The organism is Fischerella sp. (assembly GCF_013388695.1).
Lineage (GTDB): Bacteria > Cyanobacteriota > Cyanobacteriia > Cyanobacteriales > Nostocaceae > PCC9605.
This window is the reverse complement of the sequence record NZ_JACAEU010000100.1, coordinates 1-18,305: the sequence shown is the minus strand read 5'-3', so window position 1 is coordinate 18,305 and position 18,305 is coordinate 1. Positions and strand designations below refer to the sequence as shown.

Genomic DNA, 18,305 nt, shown 5'->3' with positions numbered 1-18,305 from the left:
TATAGATTTGTTGGTTGTTGGTAGTTGGTGGTTGCTTGGAACAAACAACCAACAACAACCAACCTTTTTAACAAAAAGACTTCTGTCGCAGTTTTTAGGAATCAACTTCATGACCGATTGGATCAAGACTACTATCGAATCCCTAGGCTATGTGGGAATCGCTCTGCTGATGTTCCTAGAGAACCTCTTTCCTCCTATCCCTTCAGAATTGATTATGCCACTGGCAGGATATACAGCAAATATACCAGGGGCAAAGCTCAATGTCTTTGGTGTATTTTTTGCAGGGCTGTTGGGTTCCGTACTGGGCGCAATCATCTGGTATTACCCTGGTAAATTGTTTGGCGAAATTCGCTTGCAAGCCTGGGCTGATAGATACGGCAAGTGGTTGGGTATATCTAGCAAAGATATTATCAAGTCCAAGCACTGGTTCGATAAACAAGGTAAAAAAGCTGTGCTGATTGGTCGCCTTGTGCCAGGAATACGTACCTTGATATCCGTTCCCGCAGGCATCTGCGATATGTCTTTACCATCTTTTATATTTTATACAACCGTGGGTAGCGCTTGCTGGGTAGGTTTGCTAACATACTCAGGATACGTGTTGGGTAGTCAATATGAACTTGTGGACAAGTACCTTGCTCCTGTATCAAAAATTGTGCTTGGGGGTATACTTTTGGTATTTCTTGCCTTGGTATTACAACGGAAGCGCAAACCCAGGAGAAGATAAAAAACTTGCCCTCAATTAAAATCTACAAAAAAAGGCTTTTTGGTGTAAAAAGTGGCGTTACTCATGACAAAACGCTACCAATGTCTTACTATTTGGCTTTCACCAGCACAGCCTTGGCAAACTAGCTCACACTCACAGGTTCAGTAATTTTTGGCATGTTTTCAGCTATGTGTGAACGCTACCAAGAATTTCTGATACACGCACGCATTTATGTAAGATGAGCATGGTAACTTTTTGAATTTAAGTAAGTACTAGGAGCTTTCATGACAGACCAACCTTCCGCAGCCACCCCTATGAATGCCGCTGCCATACCCATGAATAGGGTATCGGCTTCTACTCCGATTAATGCTACTCCCATACCAACAAGCAACAGCACTAGTAAAAAAATTCTCAGTGTTGATTTAGGTAGAACTTCCACAAAAGCTGGTGTTACTCGCGAGCCAGGAAATGTGATTTTTGTCTCTGCCAACGTTAAGGAAATGTCAATGGAACAAGTGCGGGGTGGCGTTTTTGAAGCCCGCGCCACAGATCCCTTAATGGATCTGTGGTTGGAGTATCAAGGCAGTGGCTATGCTGTAGGTCAACTGGCGGCAGATTTTGGTGCTAATTTGGGAGTAGGTCAATCTAAAGTTGAAGACGCACTGATAAAAACCTTGGCTTGTGCTGGTTACTTTAAGCTGAAAGATGATATTTCAGTTGTTTTGGGTCTGCCGTATCTTTCTCAAGAACAGTTTGAAAAGGAAAAAGCCCAATTAATCAGCCAATTGAGTGGCCCTCATGTAATGAACTTTCGCGGCGAACCTGTCTCGCTGAACATCAACAAAGTTTGGGTAATGCCAGAAGGCTATGGCAGTCTGTTGTGGTGTGAAGCCCAACCCAAAAAAGGTGCTGCAATGCCCGATTTTACTAAAGTATCTGTGGCAATTGTTGATATTGGACACCAAACAATCGATTGCTTGATGGTGGATAACTTCCGCTTCGCCCGAGGTGCTTCTAAGAGCGAAGACTTTGGCATGAGCAAGTTTTATGAACTAGTAGCCGCTGAAATTGAGAGCGCTGATAGCCAATCTCTGGCTTTGATTGCTGCTGTGAATCGACCCAAGGGCGATCGCTTCTACCGTCCCAGAGGTGCTGGTAAGCCTACCAATCTCGATGATTTCCTCCCCAATTTGATAGAGATGTTTTCGCGTGAAATTTGCAGCCGTGTGCTAGCATGGCTACCAGAGCGCGTCACCGATGTGATTCTCACTGGTGGCGGTGGGGAATTTTTCTGGGAAGACGTTCAACGTCTCTTGAAAGAAGCAAAGATTAATGCCCACTTAGCTTCGCCATCTCGACAAGCTAATGCTCTAGGTCAGTACATTTATGCAGAGGCACAGCTATCCTCCAATCGCTCTTCTAGGGCTTAAAAATAATGTTCCAATGGTCAAAAAAGGTAGTGAAATCGGTTACGTTCAATCCAGGGGTGGCGGACGAAAGTTTGTTAGCGCTTGTCGAAAGCCATTTGGAAAAAGACCCAAACAAAACTTTCAGCGACCTCTGTAAAGAAGCCTTGTGGCAATCTTTATGCGTACCGGAATCCGTACGACCAAGCCCGCCGCCTACTCCGCAACCAACACCGACACTAGGAGTAGAACCACAAATCGCTGAACTATACAGGCAATTGGCTGACCTTGAGGAACGTTTTTTCGCCAAGGAATCTAATCGATTGGAGATGATGGAACGCCATCTGACGCAACTTAGCCAACAAGTGGCACAGTTGGCGATCGTGGTTAATCAAGCACAAGTCATTCAGTCACCGACACAATCAGCACCAGCACTAGAAGTAGTAAATCAAACTATTACCACTTCTGCTGCTGTCACTCCTCCCCAAGAAGTTGATCCCGTAATTAGTCGCCTGAGTCAGTTTCTGGATGATTTCTAGAAAAAATCAGGGTGTTAAATCATTGTGATAATATATACCTCCTTGATAGAAAATTCTATTAGGGAGGTTCAATATTTAAGTCAATAGTCAATAGTCATTAGTTAGTGGTTAGTGGTTAGTGGTTAGTGGTTAGTGGTTAATAATTATTCCCCCACAGCCCCCAACCCCAGAGGGGGCCCCTAGCCCCCACTCTCCCACTCTCTTATTCCCTATTCTTAATTTTCCAGACACTGGGGAACACTCTAACTTGATTATCAGTCACCATACGGGAGCGTTTGCTCGCAATACTTTTTATACTTAAATCTTTTGTTACTGGGTGCCCTGTGTAAATGTTACAATCCTCCTAAACGGAAGTAGGGATACCTCGATGCCAGTTGCAGCTAAATCAATCAAATTTGGTACAGATGGCTGGCGCGGCGTGATTGGCGACGACTTCACTTTTGAACGTCTCGCGTTGGTCGCGCCAATTGCCGCAAAAGTGCTATTTAATACATATGGAACAAAAGTCGGCAACCGGACAATTGTAGTCGGTTACGATCGCCGTTTTATGGCAGAAGATTTTGCTCAGAAAGTAGCTGATGTTGTTTCCGCTGTTGGGTTTGATGTACTGTTTAGCGAAACCTATGCGCCAACTCCAGCTTTTAGTTGGGCAGCCAAGCAACACAACGCTTTGGGAGCATTGGTAATCACTGCCAGTCACAATCCAGGTCAATATTTGGGATTAAAAGTTAAGAGTGCGTATGGTGGTTCCGTACCACCAGAAGTTACCAAAGAGATAGAATCACTTTTGGAGGAGGAAGTGCCACCTGCTCCGACTCCAGGCAAGATATACAAATTTAACCCGTGGGAAAGTTATTGTCAAGAACTAGAAAGTAAAGTCAATATTGCTAAAATTCGCGAAGCAATAACCTCTAACAAACTGACGGTATTTGCTGATGTGATGCATGGTGCAGCGGCTGGTGGACTGGCGATGCTGCTTGGCAATGAAGTCAGAGAGATTAATAGCGATCGCGATCCTACTTTTGAAGGCGGTGCACCAGAACCATTACCGAAATACCTTTCCCGTCTGTTTGGGGTGATGAAGACACACCGAGAAAAACATCCCACAGGTTTAACGGTGGGATTGGTTTTTGATGGTGACTGCGATCGCGTTGCAGCTGTGGATAGTGCAGGTAACTTCCTGAGTTCGCAAATTTTGATCCCAATCTTAATCGACCACCTGACCCTACGGCGAGGCTTTAGCGGAGAAATTGTCAAAACTGTCAGTGGTTCTGACTTAATTCCCCGCGTTGCTGCATTACACAAACTCTCAGTATTTGAGACACCAGTTGGTTATAAGTACATCGCTGATAGAATGCTAGCAAGCCAAGTGTTGCTGGGTGGTGAAGAGTCGGGAGGAATTGGTTATGGTAGCCATATTCCCGAACGAGATGCACTCTTATCGGCATTATACGTACTAGAAGCGATCATTGAATCAGGTCTGGATTTAAGTGATTATTACCGCTGTCTGCAAGAACAAACTGACTTCACTTCTGCATACGATCGCATCGATTTACCCCTAGCAAGTATGGAAGTGCGGGGTCGCCTTTTGGAACAATTACAAAAGGAACCACTAAAGGAAATTTCAAGACAAGCAGTAATTGATTGCCAAACAATAGACGGTTATAAATTCCGCCTTGCAGATCAAAGCTGGTTAATGATTCGTTTTAGTGGTACTGAACCCGTTTTGCGCCTCTACTGTGAAGCCCCCACACTCCAACAGGTGCATGAAACTTTGGCTTGGGCGAAGCAGTGGGCAGAATAATATTAGGTATTAGTCCAGAGTCAAGAGTCCAAAGTCCAGTGTAAAAATCTTGACTCTTGACTTTTGACTTTTGACTTTTGACTCTTAAACAATGACTAAATTACTCGTAGTAGCCACAGGAAATCCAGGTAAATTGCGGGAAATGCAAGCTTACCTATCTGATTCTGGTTGGGAATTAACCCTCAAACCTGAAGACTTGGACATTGAGGAAACAGGCGATACCTTTGCTGCTAATGCCTGTCTCAAAGCATCCCAAGTTGCCAAAGCCACAGGTAACTGGGCGATCGCAGATGATTCCGGTTTACAAGTAAATGCCCTCAATGGCGCACCAGGAGTGTACTCTGCACGTTACGGCAAAACCGATGCCGAACGCATTGCCAGGCTATTGAGGGAGTTGGGCGACGAAGTGCAGCGGCAAGCCCAATTTGTGTGTGCAGTGGCGATCGCTCGTCCTGATGGTGCGATCGCGCTACAATCAGAAGGAGTTTGTCCTGGTGAAATTCTGCATACACCCCGTGGTAATGGTGGTTTTGGCTACGATCCGATTTTTTACGTCCCAGAAAAACAAATGACCTTTGCTGAGATGACGCCAGAATTGAAGCGCGCAATTAGCCATCGAGGCAAGGCTTTTACGGCTTTACTTCAAAAGCTACCAAATTTAGAAGTTCTTGATTGATAGTTGTTATACAGCTTCGGTTATCGGTTAGCGCGTAGTTGCAGCATTATCGACAGGACGCGATTTTATGACACTTGAAGAACTAAAAATCAAGCTAGCAGATATCAACAACCTAGTTGTTACGTTCCAAACGTCAGTAGCGTTGGAAAAGTACTACTCTGAGAACATTGTGATGATTGAAGGTGATGGAACCATCACCACTGGTAAACAAGAGTGTCGCAAGGGGAGAGAAGTCTTTATGAACTACTCCGGGTTGCTTCGCTGAACCCGGAGTTTCTCACGCCTCAACGCCCCTAGTTGCCGCATACAGATGGTTAGTTGCGTTGCAAAGATTGTCTGCGTCCGGTGCTTAGTCGTTAGTTGTTTGTTGTTAGTTGTTAGTTATTTACCACTAACTACTAACCACTAACCACTAACAAATTTAAACAGCTTCTGTATTCTTTTCCCCAGTCCGAATCCGCACCACTTGCTCAACTGGCGAGATGAATATTTTACCATCGCCGATTTCACCAGTCCGGGCAGCGGCGATAATTTTCTCGACAACCATATCCACTTGGTTGTCTTCAACGACAATTTCCAGTTTGAGTTTTTGCAGAAACTCAACAGTGTACTCCGAACCCCGATAGCGTTCTGTTTGCCCTTTCTGGCGTCCAAATCCCCGTACTTCAGAAACGGTCATGCCAACTATACCAGCATTGACTAGAGCAATTTTTACTTCGTCAAGCTTAAAGGGACGGATGATAGCTTCTACTTTTTTCATTTTTTATCTCCTGTTTTCTAGTAGCTTCTATATATATAACCAGATCCTTTGTCCAAAGCTTTAACTGGTGGTGCAACCCATAATTGTAAAAAAGAATTAATTTACACAAAATGCTGAATGTATGAACTGTTCATCCCATGACATTTGATGACAATAGAATAGTCAGCATTGCTGACTTCCATAATCTTTACTGTGACGATTCAGTGGTTTCATCCTCAGTTTCTCATTATTTTGTAGCTTTTATAACAAAAAAATCATGTTCAGTGAGCAAAAAAAGGACTCCTAGATTCAGAAAGTGATTTCGCTAGCGAGTATGATGCTCAAACAAGGGACGCACAACCAAATAGCCAGCACCAAAACCCAAAAGTATTATGAATGCGATCGCCAGAAACATCCACCAAGCATTAATTCCTTCAGCTTCTGATTCACTGACTGGATAAGCTACAACTTGCTGTTCTTCCACAAACACTGGTTCTGTCATGGGAACAGGAAATTCCATCTCTGTATAAATAACGGGTGGACGCCGACGGGGAGGCTGTTGTCGGGGTGCCCCTCCTGTCTTTTGCTTCTGCCCCCTGCCCCCTGCCCCTTCCTGTCTCCTGCTTGCCTGCGGAGGCGGCTGTGTGTCTACTGGTTCTTGCCTTTGGGGTACTTGCTGATACCTAGCCGGAGTAGAAGGATCGAGCAAATTTTGCAGATGTAAAACAGACTGAACAGTTTTAGTAATTTCTTGCCGCAGAAGTTGATTTTCTTGCGCTAATTGGTGATTTTGGGCGATCAGGGTATCTATCTTTGCCTGTGCGGCTTGCAACTCTGCTGCCAAGTCTCGGTATACAGACAGGGGTACAGAAGGTGAGTAAGTTTGGGTGTTTGTACTTGGTGATTTATGGTTGTAAAAAGAACCGTTAACTGCTCGCATTTGTAGTTTATAAGCAAAAAATAAGACAAACTATGCCCAAGAATAATAGAAAAATTCCCTAAGAGCAAAGATTTTTAATTTACAAAATCGTGCGATCGCCATAATGGATAAAAATGTCCCACAGGGCCTTGTCCTTTGCCTATATTTAGGGCGTGAGAGAGTGCATTAGTGACATACTCCTTTGCTTGTCGCACCGCTGTTAATAAATCATCACCGCGTGCCAGATTCGCTGCGATCGCCGCCGACAAAGTACAACCAGTCCCGTGGGTATTTTTCGTATCTACTTGTTTTGTGGTCAGAGTTTCCAGCTTTTGCCCATCAAACCAGATATCAACACCACAAACATTTCCCGGCATACCACCACCCTTGACTAACACAACTTTAGCCCTGCAATTCCGATGAATCATGTGGGCAGCTGCCCTCATCTCATCTAGAGAGTTAATTTCTATACCGCTCAAAATCTGTGATTCGTAGCGATTTGGTGTAATAATTGCTGCTATGGGTATGAGCGCATTGCGTAGAGATTTGATAGCGTCATCATCAATTAATTGCGCCCCCGTACGCGACACCATTACCGGATCGACCACTAAATTTTTAATTTGTAAACTTTCTACCTGCTTGGCAACGGCGGCAATAATTTCATTGTTGAGTAACATACCGGTTTTTGCCGCTTGTACACCAATATCCTCACATACTGCCTGAATTTGGGCAACAACCGCCTCCGATGGCATGGCATCAACGCGCATGACGCCCAAAGTATTTTGGGCTGTGACGCAGGTGATAGCGCTAGTACCGTGGACACAGTGAAAGGCAAAGGTGCGTAAATCCGCTTGAATTCCCGCACCACCACCACTATCAGAACCGGCAATAGTTAAAGCAACGGGTACATTGGATGTTATTTCGGTGTTCATAGGTTTTATAAAAATTATGAATTATGAATTATGAATTATGAAATTTTCAAGATTCAGCATTTTCACCCATTCCCCCAGCCCCCAGCCCTATTTTTTTCGCGATCGCTTCTAACGGATTCGGTTTTCGATTTTGCGGTTGTGTTTGCGGTAGAACCGTTAAATAAGGATTCAGCTTGGTTTCATCAACCCAGCCAGAGTAGTATTTAATGCTAGTGGATTTTGGCGAAATCTCTAGTAACTCCAAATCACCGCGAATTGCATTTCAGGCAAAGAGACAACCGCACTTTTTGGACAATTTTTAACTGTATTATTAGTGGTTTGAGCATCAGTCTCAACTGGAACAGTGCAAGCATTAAGTACTAATAAAAGACCAAAAATCTGGATAACATGTTTCATATGCCAACATACTCATACTATTTTTCAAATATTTGTGAAAGATGATCCCCCCAACTCTCCTTTTTTGGAAGCGCTAGGGGGAATCAGAGGTTTCGTATGGATAAAGTATATTTACTTCACTAACCTGCAAACATCATAAACTCATGCAATGTTAGTGGGTGTTATTAACCCTCGTTACCAGGTTCAACCTGGTAACGAGAATTTAGAGCCTCTGGCTCTTCCAATCAAATGGTGCAAGATGTCAGAAACACGATTTTGATCGTAGCCTTAATTCACATCAGGCATAACTAATTAGACTGTAGAATTATTCAATTAGTTCCGACTTGATCTGGTGTAATTGCCTCTGTAAATACTTACCCCATTCTGCTGCTAAAGGAATTTCTGTAAACGGAATTCGTACCGATTTCGTAGGTTCGCGAAATACAAATTCCAACTCAATCGCTCGACCTTTTTCTGGTAGTTTTTCTGTATCTATAGTTCTGTCGTCTACCACAAGGCATATTTCTTGAACATCATGCAAAGAAAATGTTTCTAACTTAATCGGGCCTTTAGGCGTGGGTTTTCCCCAAGTGATTGAGTCACCTTTTTGACCTAAAACAGCATAGATATCGTACTTAGCTTTGTCAAACTGTTCTGCCCAGGTACGATAAGCTTCAATTTTTTGATATTCCTTGGAACCTTGCCAAGCTAACCAGAAAAACGCTGCTAACAAAGGCAGCCACAAAAGACCACGTTCCATGATGGATTCAACTCAATAGAAGTAAGAAAAAAGTGCTGGGGAAAAGGTTAAGGGGAAAGAGTAAACAAGAGGGGAAAAGGTGAAAGGAAAAGGGAGAAAGGAAAGAAAAATCCCTTTACCCTTTTACTTTTGCCCTTGCCCCAAGTGAAGCCCATTCCCCATTCTCCAATGTGTAACTATTCTGCAAATATAGAGCCACTAGGGGGCTGTATAAGTTATGGTAGTGAAACAAACTGGCAAAAAGCGGTGATGACTTGATATGAGAAGGCTTTTATTATTGTGCTTGTTTGTCATCGGGCTTAGTGCTGCCGCGTTTGGTTTCTTGAGTGTTCAAGGACTGGCAGCGAAAGGTGAATTTGACACAATTTTGTTGAATTTTCAGGAAGATATTCCTAAAGAGGTATTGCAGGAGAATTTGGCAGCGATCGCCCAAAAGTATAATGTCACACCCCAATTAGATAATAAATTTTCTGCTCGGGATAATGTGTATATTATCAAAGGCGATAAACAGCGACTGAGAGAACTGCGAAAGTCTAAAATTGCCAAAGCGACGGAATTTATTGAGCCTAACTATATTTATAGAATTCCCCCACTGGATGAAGTTACGAGAGAGGGTGAATTTAATCGATCTGAACAGGGCAAACAGTTTCCGTCTACTGCAAACGAACCTAACGACCCAATGTACAGCAAGCAATGGCATTTGCACAATATCGGTGTTGTTGGTGCATGGAAAGAAACAAAAGGCAGTGGCGTGACGGTAGCGGTGATTGACACTGGTATTACCCGCGTGCGCGACTTGGTAGAGACTAAGTTTGTCGAAGGCTACGACTTTGTTAATGACCGAAAAGAAGCCAAAGACGACAACGGACACGGCACCCACGTTGCTGGTACGATCGCTGAAGCGACTAATAACTACTATGGTGTAGCAGGAATTGCCTACGAAGCCAATTTGATGCCATTGAAGGTACTCAATGAGTATGGTGGTGGTACCGTTGCTGATATTGCCGAAGCGATTAAGTTTGCTGCTGATAATGGCGCAAATGTAATTAATATGAGCTTGGGTGGTGGTGGTGAAAGCCAGCTGATGAAAGAAGCAATAGAATACGCCCACAACAAAGGCGTAGTTATAGTTGCAGCAGCTGGTAACGAAAGCCAGAATTCTGCTTCTTATCCGGCGCGTTATCCCCACGTTATCGGCGTCTCGGCATTGGGGCCAGATGGAGAAAAAGCCCCCTATTCTAACTTTGGTGCTGGGGTTGATATTTCTGCTCCTGGTGGCAGTGATGCGGGTAAAGTTTTGCAACAAACTATCGATCCCGAAACCGGTGACGCAGTGTTTATTGGCTTGCAGGGTACAAGCATGGCTTCCCCTCATGTTGCAGGTGTAGCCGCGCTGATTGAAGCCGCTGGTGTGAACGAACCAGATGAAGTTTTACAGGTACTCAAGGAATCAGCCAGAAGCATCGAGGATGATGGTTTAAATTACTATGGTGCTGGGCAACTAAATGCTGAAGCAGCAGTGCAACGTGCTATACGCGGACAAATCAGCTTCCAAGACTTTTTCCGCTGGCTGCGGGATAACGGCTATCTCAACCCCGGCTTCTGGATTGATGGCGGTGCTGTGGCATTGTTACCCAAGATTTTGATGGTATTGGGTTCTTATCTGCTGGCTTGGTTTTTACGGGTTTACTTCCCGTTTGCTTGGAGTTGGACTTTATCTAGTGGGTTGATTGCTGGTAGTTCTGGATTATTCTTCCTGAAGCCAATCTACATCTTTGACTTGCCCCAGTGGCCTTTCCGTTTATTGGGCAGTTCAATTCCCGAACTCGGTAATGCACTTCAAGGAACCGGTGCGCTAAACCCATTGTTTGCCAGCGTACTTATTCCCATTGCGTTGATAGCACTGCTACTTGGGCATCCGCAATGGAAATGGTTTGCGATCGGTTCATCCTTGGGTGTAGCGGCGTGTTTGGGAATCAGTGCGATTTTAGATCCGGCCGTTTGGGGATTGGGAAGTGGTATGTTGGCTCGTGTCTTCCTGATTGTTAATGCCCTACTATGTTTTGGTCTTGCTAATTTAGCTGTGAAAAACCAGTGATAGGTAATAGTTAGTGGATAGTGGTAAAAATTAACAACCAACCACTAACCACTAACCAATGTACAGACGTGCTATGGCACGTCTCTACAACCACTAACCACTAACTACTAACCCCAATCTCTCATTACCTTCTTAGAACCATTACCACTATGAGCATCACAGTTACAGGAACCATCCAACGCCGTGATATTGGTACTGGTGCTTGGGCATTAGTTACTGATGAGGGCGTTACCTACGAAATCCTTAGAGGTGCTGACAAAAATTTACTCCAGGCAGGACAAAAAGCCAAAGTCACAGGCAATGTGCGTGAAGATGTGATGACAACGGCGATGATTGGCCCTGTCTTAGAAGTCAAATCCTTTGATTTACTCAAGTGATATAAGCTCAATCACTCCCCCAGTGAGCAATGATCCCGTGGGGAGTACTCTCTATCTTAAGGAGTATTTTCTCTATTTTAGGAAGTGGGGTGCGAATGTTCATTTGCACCTCAACAGTGAAACCTAATGAATTTTTAGTTGTAAAAATTAAGACTAATTTTTTTTGTTAATCAAGTAGATGTTTATTTGCAAAACTCTGCATTATTCCTACCAAATACTCAATTCACTGCGAATTTAGCTAGATAAATCCGAGGGCTAATTCAGTAAAAATACTGTATTAAAAGGCTTTTACGGATATATCTTATTAACAACGATATCAATAATTGCCTTTATTAAGACGCAAAAAGATTTCTAAGGATTTCCTTAAAGATGAACTTCATAGGAGGACATTTTTTGTCAAAATTAATTAAGTTATAGCCTAATATAATGGGCATGTAATTTGCTGGTAGGTAAAGCTGATGCTCTTAGGCACAGTTCTCCGTAATCGCTACAAAATACTTCAACAGTTGGGAAGCGGTGGATTTGGTGACACCTATCTTGCTGAAGATATGGACCTACCTAGCCATCCCAAATGTGTTGTCAAACATCTTCAGACTCGAAACCCCAATCCAGAATTTTTGCAGATTGCCAAAAGGCTTTTCAACCAGGAAGCTGAAGTTCTTTATCGTCTAGGCAAGCGCCATGACCAAATTCCTGAACTTTTAGCCCACTTTGAAGAAAATGGCGAATTCTATCTAGTGCAGGAATTTGTGGATGGACATGACTTAACTGCCGAAATAACTCCCGGTATACGGTTGAGTGAACCTCAGGTGGTTAAACTTTTACAGGAAATACTGGAAGTTTTGGCAGTTGTCCATGAACACAATGTCATCCACCGAGATATTAAGCTGCAAAATATCATGCGCCGTCAAGACGGCAAAATAGTACTGATTGACTTTGGTTCAGTTAAAGAAATAAAAAATTTAGCGACAAATATTGAAGGAGAATCGACTTCTACTGTTGTCATCGGCACTCCTGGCTACATACCAAATGAACAAGCTAATGGTAAGCCAAGATTTTGTAGCGATGTCTATGCAGTGGGAATGATTGGAATTCAAGCTTTAACAGGTATACCACCGCGTAAATTGCCAATTGATCCTAACAATGGGGAAGTAATTTGGCGTAATACGGCAAACGTTAGCAAGAAGTTGGCGGATGTTTTAGACAACATGGTGCGCTACAACTTTACCCAGCGATATCAAACAGCAGCAGATGCACTGCAAGCTCTCGAAGCACCACCGCCACCACCAACAATACAGCAAGCATCCCCGCAAAGAGAAAAAGCGCCCCATCCTCCGCAAACCAAAAAAGCGTCCTATAATCCGTCACGTAAATCACCATCTCGTTCACTACGCAATCAAGGTTTTCCGACTCTTGGAGTGCTTTCAGTAGGGATTATTTTTGGTGTAGCAGTTTTTGCAGGGCGTTTTTTCCCATTACAGTTTAATACACAAGAAAATCAACCTATCAAAAACACAAATCCAACAGTTACAGACACCAAAAATCAGCCTTCTGATTTGCCATCTACACCAGCGGTTAAGCGTACTAAAAATTACTTTACTCCTTCGCCTACTGCTTCACCATCAAAAACATCACCGCAACGCCCTTCCAATCCACCAGCAAGTACGCCGTCTACGCCAACGACAAAGGAAACTACAAGGCCATTCATACCCTCACTCGAAGAAGAAATCAAGCCATTCACGCCCCCAGGCGAAGACGACATCAAACCATCCAAAACCCCAGGCGAAGACGACATCAAACCATCCAAACCCCCAGTTGAAGAAAGTACAAAACCATCCACACCTGCGATTGAGGACGATACAAAGCCATCTCCGTCCCCAGCCGAAGAGGATAAGCCATCCACACCTGCGATTGAGAGTGAGACAAAGCCATCTCCACCCCCAGCCGAAGAGGATAAGCCATCCACACCTGCGATTGAGAGCGAGAAACACCCATCTCTACCCCTAGCCGAAGAAGATACAAAGCTATCTCCACCCCCAGCCGAAGACAGTAGAAATCAAATGATGGTTGTGCCTTCCGCATCTCCAACCGCAGATGCCAACAATCCAACAACGATTTCGCCTTCTGCATCTCCAACCGCAGATCCCAGCAATCAAACAATGGTTGTGCCTTCCGCATCTCCAACCGCAGATGCCAACAATCCAACAACGATTTCGCCTTCTGCATCTCCAACCGCAGATCCCAGCAATCAAACAATGGTTGTGCCTTCTGCATTCTCAATCGAAGATCCCAACAATCAACCGATAATTTGGCCATCTACACCCGCAGTTAAGGATCTTGAGGACAATAACAATCAAATAACTGTACCATCTATACCCATAGCCAAGGACAATAACAATCAAATAGTAGTGCCATCTATACCTGTAGTCGAAATCAATAACAATCAGCTGACTTCTTCTCCATTCACACCACAGCCAGAGTAACTAGGTTTATCGCTCCTAAGTAAAAATAACTGGAGGCGTTAACAGAAGTAACCAATCTCGCCATGCTGCGAGCAAAGAGTGTGGAAATGAAGTGTAGAGCTTGTTATCAGGAGTTGCTCTGTCACTGAATTTTTAAGGGCCCTGTTGGGTGCGATCGCCACTAGTTGTGTAGGCTATGAAACTGTTTATATATACATAAAAAGCACCACCAGAATTTATTACTAAGCATTTATAGTGACATGCTCCCACACCTCAGCAAGCTGTAGGTGTGGGCTTCTCAGTGACTCCTGCTACTGCTCCCGGACATTAACTGAGCTTTAAAGTCGGGATGCCCCACCGACCTATTTTTAATTACGATGGCTGCATTATGGTCACGATCCAAAGAGCAACCACAACTACATTCATGCCATCGTTCATGTAACTTTTTTGGTACTTTTGTGCCGCAGCTAGAACATTCTTGAGTTGTGCCAGATGCTTTAACAGGTATTACCAACAAACCAGCGTTTTCGGCTTTATTTGTCAGTATTGACAAGAAGTTACCCCATCCAGCGTCATGCACAGATTTTGAAAGTCTAGACCTTGAAATTCCCCTAATGTTCAAGTCTTCATGAGCAATTACGTCATATTTTTGCAGTAAGTTTTTAGCGGTTTTAAAGTGAAAATCTTTGCGCTTATCGGCAACCTTTTTGTGCTGCTTCCCTAGTTGTTTAACCGCTTTTTGTCTACGATTACTTCCTTTCTTTCTTCGTGAAACACGCTTTTGGACAACTCTTAGTCGTTTTTGTGCTTTGCGATAGTGTTGAGGAATAGTTACTGTTTCACCTTCAGCAGTTGTGAAAAATTCTTTCAGTCCCATGTCAATACCAGTTATCAATTCTGGATTAATATTTGGTTTAATTTCTGGAACTGTAGAATCTTCTAGACTGAGAGTTAAGTAATAGCCATCAACCTTTTTGGTAACAGAAGCAGTTTTAACCTTAAATCCATCAGGCAACGGACGATGCAAAATAACTTTGACTTTACCTAGTTTTGGTAAATCAATTAAATTGCCCTGCAAACATCCATCTTTCATTTGTGGATATGTAAAAGTGCGGTATCTATTGCGAGGTTTAAATCTTGGCTTACCACTTCTTTTACCATTACTATCACCTTTGAGAAATCTATCAAAACTTACCTTAACTCGCTTAACTACATCCTGCAAAACTTGTGAATATATATCACCATAATGAGAATGAGTTTTTTTGAGTTCAGGTAATGTTTTCTTTTGAGAATAATAGTCTGGATTGTCCCTTAACTCTGGAAGGTGGCAAACAAGAGGACAGGCGTTAACAGGACAGCGATTTTGTTCATACCAGTTAAATCTATCCGCCAACAAATAGTTATATTGAGCGCAACACATGGATAGCCATCTGTCTATTTCTGTAGCTTGTTGCTTTGTTGGGCGTAGCCTGTACTGGTATGCTGTCCTCAACTGTTTATCACCACCCTTGTAAATCAGTGCTATGTTTTTAGTATACACTGATTTTGCTTTAAGTCTATATTCAATGAAAAATGACTTTGTTTCAAAAGGGAGGTCTGTTAGCGACCTGAAAGCTCACCTTGTTTTGACAACGAAATACAGACGCAAAGCATTTAATACAGAAATGCTAGAGCGTTTACATACTATTTTTGAGGAGTTATTAATAAAATGGGACTGCAAGCTTGTTGAGTTTAACGGTGAAGATAATCATGTGCATCTTCTTTTTCAATATCACCCTGACCTAGAACTCAGTAAGTTGGTCAATAATTTAAAATCTATTTCCTCTAGAAAATTGAGACAAGAATTTTCTGAGCATTTAAAAGCTTTTTATAGCAAAGATGTTTTTTGGAATGGTTCTTACTTTATTGCCAGTTGTGGTGGTGTTACCGTTTCAACGCTGAAAAAATACATTGAAAATCAGCAACAACCAGAAGATTAAGATTGTTCGTTTCCTCCATGTTCTCCTCCCTTGCCTGTCGGCATTGGTGAGGCAGTGCGTTGGGCGGCTCTGCCGACTTGTAGCAACTGCCGTCGGAGAACTGTCGTCAACACAAGAGCCATTCATCTCATCACTTCCGCTATCGCGGTAAGTGAGAGGCTTCTGCCAGTTCAAGCTAAATTTATGCTTGAGTGAACCCAGTTGCAGCGCTAAACACAATCCTTAAATATAAGCCTTAAAGCAGAATTCAGGTTAAGCGAAATTTCTGTACCAAGACTCTTCTACAGGCGTGCGTTCAAGTTTCAAGTAGGCGATCGCTTAACTCAACTGACTGCGAAACCTCTTCACACTGATAGTCATTAACACCACGGCAAAACCAACTAATGCCAGAACGTTCATCCACAGAACATCTATACCTACCCCTTTCAGTAAAATGCCCCGAACAATGGTGATGTAATGACGTAAGGGATTGAGGAGAGACAGGACTTGGAAAAAGGGGGGCATCGCTTCGATTGGGGCGATCGCGCCTGAAGTCTGCACTAATGGCATGTTGATAAAAAAGGATGTGAGTACTACTTGCTGTTGCGATCGCGTAATTGTTGCCAGCATCATTCCCAAACTAATTCCTACGAATAAATACATACTCGACAAGCCGAAAAATAACAAAAAATTACCACGAAACGGCAAATTAAAGACAACTAGTCCTAAAGTCAAAGCAAGCAGTACATCCCCCATCATCAGCAACACCAAAGGCACAATTTTTGAGAGTAAAATCTCCCAGTCTGCCGCTGGTGTCATCAATAGCTGCTCTAAAGTTCCTGTATCTTTCTCTTTGACTACCGTCACTGCTGACACGAGTGTGCCAATTAACGTTAAAACTAAACCCATGACACCTGGAACAAAAAACCAGCTACTCGTTAGTCCAGGATTGTAGAGAAATACCACTTGAGGTGACACAAAAGAACTCGTCTGAACTTTTACCAACCTACGATTGTACTGTTGAATAATTTGATTCATGTAGCCGCTGGCAATACCTGCTGTATTCGCATTCACTCCATCAATGAAAACTTGAATTTCTGCTGATTTTTGTGCTAATCGGCGCGGAAATTCTGGCGGAATAATGACGCCCACATCCAGCTTTCCCTCCTCTACCTGACGACTCAACTCCTTCTCACTAGTAGGAACTGATTCTAAAATAAAAACGCGATTAGAAGTCATCGCTGAGACTAATTCCCGACTTGCCTCAACATTGGCATAGTCAATCACACCTAATCGCAAATTGTGAACATCAGGATTAAGTGCCGTGCCGTAGATCAATAATTGTACTGTTGGTGGCACAATCAGCAATACAATTAACTGTTTGTTACGCAGAATTTGCCTGAATTCTTTGCGTACTAATGCCCAAAATGGACTATCAAATAATCGGAGAATATACTTCATAAAACTTTTGGATTTATTAGCATGTGGCGTGAGTGTGCGCGATCGCTTTTGGTCATCCTCCAGATCGGAAAGCCCTAACTAGTAAGCATTACTAGCTAGGGCGTAGATTTTATCCGGCATATTTCGAGTTTAAATGCTTATTAGCATTCTATGGCTTCTTTAAAACCATCACAGGAACTTCTCTTAAGACTCCTACGAAAGTACCATTAGAAACGCAGACCTATACCTGTTTGGAAACTAAGGGCATCAGCATCACTATTTTCGTAAGCGTCAATACCCCACTTCGCATCACCATAAATGACGGTATTTTTGGCAACTTCTGATTCAGCACCAAGAGTTACCACAGGAGCATTTCTATTTCCCAATTGAGTACTCTTACCTTCCTCGGTAATAAACGAGTAACCACCACCCAAATAAACGTTGGTGTTTTTGGCAATGGGTGCATCGTAAGTTAGCATCGGCATTAATGCAGTTGCATCGCCACCAAACAGAACTGAACCGCGAAGTGAAACAGGCGCATTAGGAATAGCGGCTCGTCCTTGCACATTTCCACCTAATAAAGCTGCGTCATTTTGTTGTCCTCCATTGGTGACGCCAGCAGCAACACCAGCACCAATGTAGCTACCGTTCATACCGCGTGGTTGAACTGGTTGTTGAGCCGAGGCAAAACCAGCTGAGAAGATAATAGAACTAGCAACCAGTGCGGCAGTTGTTAAACTAGCAATCTTCATAGCTTTCTCCTCACCAGAGCGGAGTGCAATTAATACTCTCTAGTTCTAGGTTCACCTTTTTTAAGAGTTTGGATATCATCCACTTGGATGACCCGAATTGATGATATTTTTTTCACCTACTTGGGTGAACGCATTCGGCAAACCAAAAGAATTTTTCTAGGGAATATGCGGGTAGCTAAGGTATCAATAAAAGGTTAAAAAACAGAATGGTAATGAAGTTGATCGGAAAACACTTGGGTTTATCTTTTTTTTGACAAGGCGGGCAGGATGCCCCGAAGTTTGCCGGAAAGAACATCTCCCCGGCAACTTCTCTCCACCCCACAAGAGATTTGTTGTTCTTGTGGGGTGGGCGTCTCGCCCGCCCT

The 18,305-nt window shown here is 43.3% G+C and carries 18 protein-coding genes and 1 pseudogene; 10 read left to right on the top strand and 9 right to left on the bottom strand.

Features of this window, described 5'->3' with window-relative positions:
* The first annotated feature begins 109 nt into the window (after nucleotides 1–109).
* The 6 genes from HXY43_RS13760 (at nucleotide 110) to HXY43_RS13735 (ending at nucleotide 5,393) form a co-directional block, all read left to right on the top strand.
* Nucleotides 110–724, top strand: coding sequence for a DedA family protein (locus HXY43_RS13760; RefSeq protein ID WP_290883730.1), 615 nt, complete (start codon nucleotides 110–112; stop codon nucleotides 722–724).
* Between the two features lie 263 nt (nucleotides 725–987).
* Entirely contained in the window at nucleotides 988–2,133 is a 1,146-nt protein-coding gene (locus HXY43_RS13755) for a ParM/StbA family protein (RefSeq protein WP_026734259.1), read from the top strand.
* Between the two features lie 5 nt (nucleotides 2,134–2,138).
* On the top strand, nucleotides 2,139–2,648 hold the full coding sequence (locus HXY43_RS13750; protein WP_026734258.1) for a hypothetical protein: 510 nt from the start codon (nucleotides 2,139–2,141) through the stop codon (nucleotides 2,646–2,648).
* A 367-nt stretch (nucleotides 2,649–3,015) separates the two neighbouring features.
* Complete coding sequence (locus tag HXY43_RS13745; RefSeq protein WP_290883729.1) at nucleotides 3,016–4,452, top strand: phosphoglucomutase/phosphomannomutase family protein; 1,437 nt, start codon at nucleotides 3,016–3,018, stop codon at nucleotides 4,450–4,452.
* A 91-nt stretch (nucleotides 4,453–4,543) separates the two neighbouring features.
* The gene (gene rdgB / locus HXY43_RS13740) at nucleotides 4,544–5,128 is read left to right on the top strand and encodes an RdgB/HAM1 family non-canonical purine NTP pyrophosphatase (RefSeq protein ID WP_026734256.1); all 585 of its coding nucleotides are present in this window, start codon (nucleotides 4,544–4,546) and stop codon (nucleotides 5,126–5,128) included.
* Nucleotides 5,129–5,195: 67 nt separating this feature from the next.
* Entirely contained in the window at nucleotides 5,196–5,393 is a 198-nt protein-coding gene (locus HXY43_RS13735; RefSeq protein WP_290883728.1) for a hypothetical protein, read from the top strand.
* Nucleotides 5,394–5,549: 156 nt separating this feature from the next.
* On the opposite strand, the gene HXY43_RS13730 is transcribed toward HXY43_RS13735, so the two are convergent.
* From HXY43_RS13730 to HXY43_RS13710, 5 genes and pseudogenes are all read right to left on the bottom strand, one after another.
* Complete coding sequence (locus HXY43_RS13730) at nucleotides 5,550–5,888, bottom strand: P-II family nitrogen regulator (protein WP_026734255.1); 339 nt, start codon at nucleotides 5,886–5,888, stop codon at nucleotides 5,550–5,552.
* Between the two features lie 304 nt (nucleotides 5,889–6,192).
* The gene (locus tag HXY43_RS13725; RefSeq protein WP_290883727.1) at nucleotides 6,193–6,807 is read right to left on the bottom strand and encodes a hypothetical protein; all 615 of its coding nucleotides are present in this window, start codon (nucleotides 6,805–6,807) and stop codon (nucleotides 6,193–6,195) included.
* A 74-nt stretch (nucleotides 6,808–6,881) separates the two neighbouring features.
* Nucleotides 6,882–7,718: a bifunctional hydroxymethylpyrimidine kinase/phosphomethylpyrimidine kinase gene (gene thiD / locus HXY43_RS13720; RefSeq protein ID WP_290883726.1), complete on the bottom strand. Its 837-nt coding sequence runs from the start codon at nucleotides 7,716–7,718 to the stop codon at nucleotides 6,882–6,884.
* 46 nt (nucleotides 7,719–7,764) lie between these two features.
* Nucleotides 7,765–7,980 (bottom strand): annotated as a pseudogene (locus tag HXY43_RS13715) (hypothetical protein); the annotation flags it as partial.
* A 438-nt stretch (nucleotides 7,981–8,418) separates the two neighbouring features.
* Nucleotides 8,419–8,853, bottom strand: a complete 435-nt coding sequence (locus HXY43_RS13710) for a hypothetical protein (protein ID WP_290883725.1) — start codon at nucleotides 8,851–8,853, stop codon at nucleotides 8,419–8,421.
* 259 nt (nucleotides 8,854–9,112) lie between these two features.
* Between HXY43_RS13710 and HXY43_RS13705 the strand changes: the two genes are divergently transcribed.
* From HXY43_RS13705 to HXY43_RS13695, 3 genes are all read left to right on the top strand, one after another.
* Nucleotides 9,113–10,951 (top strand): DUF5942 domain-containing protein, encoded by a 1,839-nt coding sequence (locus tag HXY43_RS13705; protein WP_026734250.1) that lies wholly within the window; start codon nucleotides 9,113–9,115, stop codon nucleotides 10,949–10,951.
* A gap of 149 nt (nucleotides 10,952–11,100) precedes the next feature.
* The gene (locus HXY43_RS13700; protein WP_026734249.1) at nucleotides 11,101–11,328 is read left to right on the top strand and encodes a hypothetical protein; all 228 of its coding nucleotides are present in this window, start codon (nucleotides 11,101–11,103) and stop codon (nucleotides 11,326–11,328) included.
* Between the two features lie 458 nt (nucleotides 11,329–11,786).
* Nucleotides 11,787–13,811: a serine/threonine protein kinase gene (locus HXY43_RS13695; protein ID WP_290883724.1), complete on the top strand. Its 2,025-nt coding sequence runs from the start codon at nucleotides 11,787–11,789 to the stop codon at nucleotides 13,809–13,811.
* 277 nt (nucleotides 13,812–14,088) lie between these two features.
* Here the strand turns inward: HXY43_RS13695 and HXY43_RS13690 are convergent, their stop codons facing one another.
* Nucleotides 14,089–15,282, bottom strand: a complete 1,194-nt coding sequence (locus HXY43_RS13690) for a transposase (protein WP_290883723.1) — start codon at nucleotides 15,280–15,282, stop codon at nucleotides 14,089–14,091.
* 73 nt (nucleotides 15,283–15,355) lie between these two features.
* On the opposite strand from HXY43_RS13690, the gene tnpA reads away from it, so the two are divergent.
* A complete protein-coding gene (tnpA, locus tag HXY43_RS13685) occupies nucleotides 15,356–15,769 on the top strand; it encodes an IS200/IS605 family transposase (protein WP_290883722.1) in 414 nt (137 codons plus the stop codon).
* Here tnpA and HXY43_RS13680 read toward each other — a convergent pair.
* The 3 genes from HXY43_RS13680 to HXY43_RS13670 form a co-directional block, all read right to left on the bottom strand.
* Entirely contained in the window at nucleotides 15,766–15,891 is a 126-nt protein-coding gene (locus HXY43_RS13680; RefSeq protein WP_290883721.1) for a hypothetical protein, read from the bottom strand. The genes tnpA and HXY43_RS13680 overlap by 4 nt on opposite strands.
* Nucleotides 15,892–16,087: 196 nt before the next feature.
* Nucleotides 16,088–17,209 (bottom strand): ABC transporter permease, encoded by a 1,122-nt coding sequence (locus tag HXY43_RS13675; RefSeq protein WP_290883720.1) that lies wholly within the window; start codon nucleotides 17,207–17,209, stop codon nucleotides 16,088–16,090.
* Between the two features lie 206 nt (nucleotides 17,210–17,415).
* Nucleotides 17,416–17,940 carry an outer membrane beta-barrel protein gene (locus tag HXY43_RS13670; RefSeq protein WP_290883719.1) on the bottom strand — a complete coding sequence of 175 codons (525 nt, stop codon included), beginning with the start codon at nucleotides 17,938–17,940 and terminating at the stop codon, nucleotides 17,416–17,418.
* Nucleotides 17,941–18,305 lie beyond the last annotated feature (365 nt).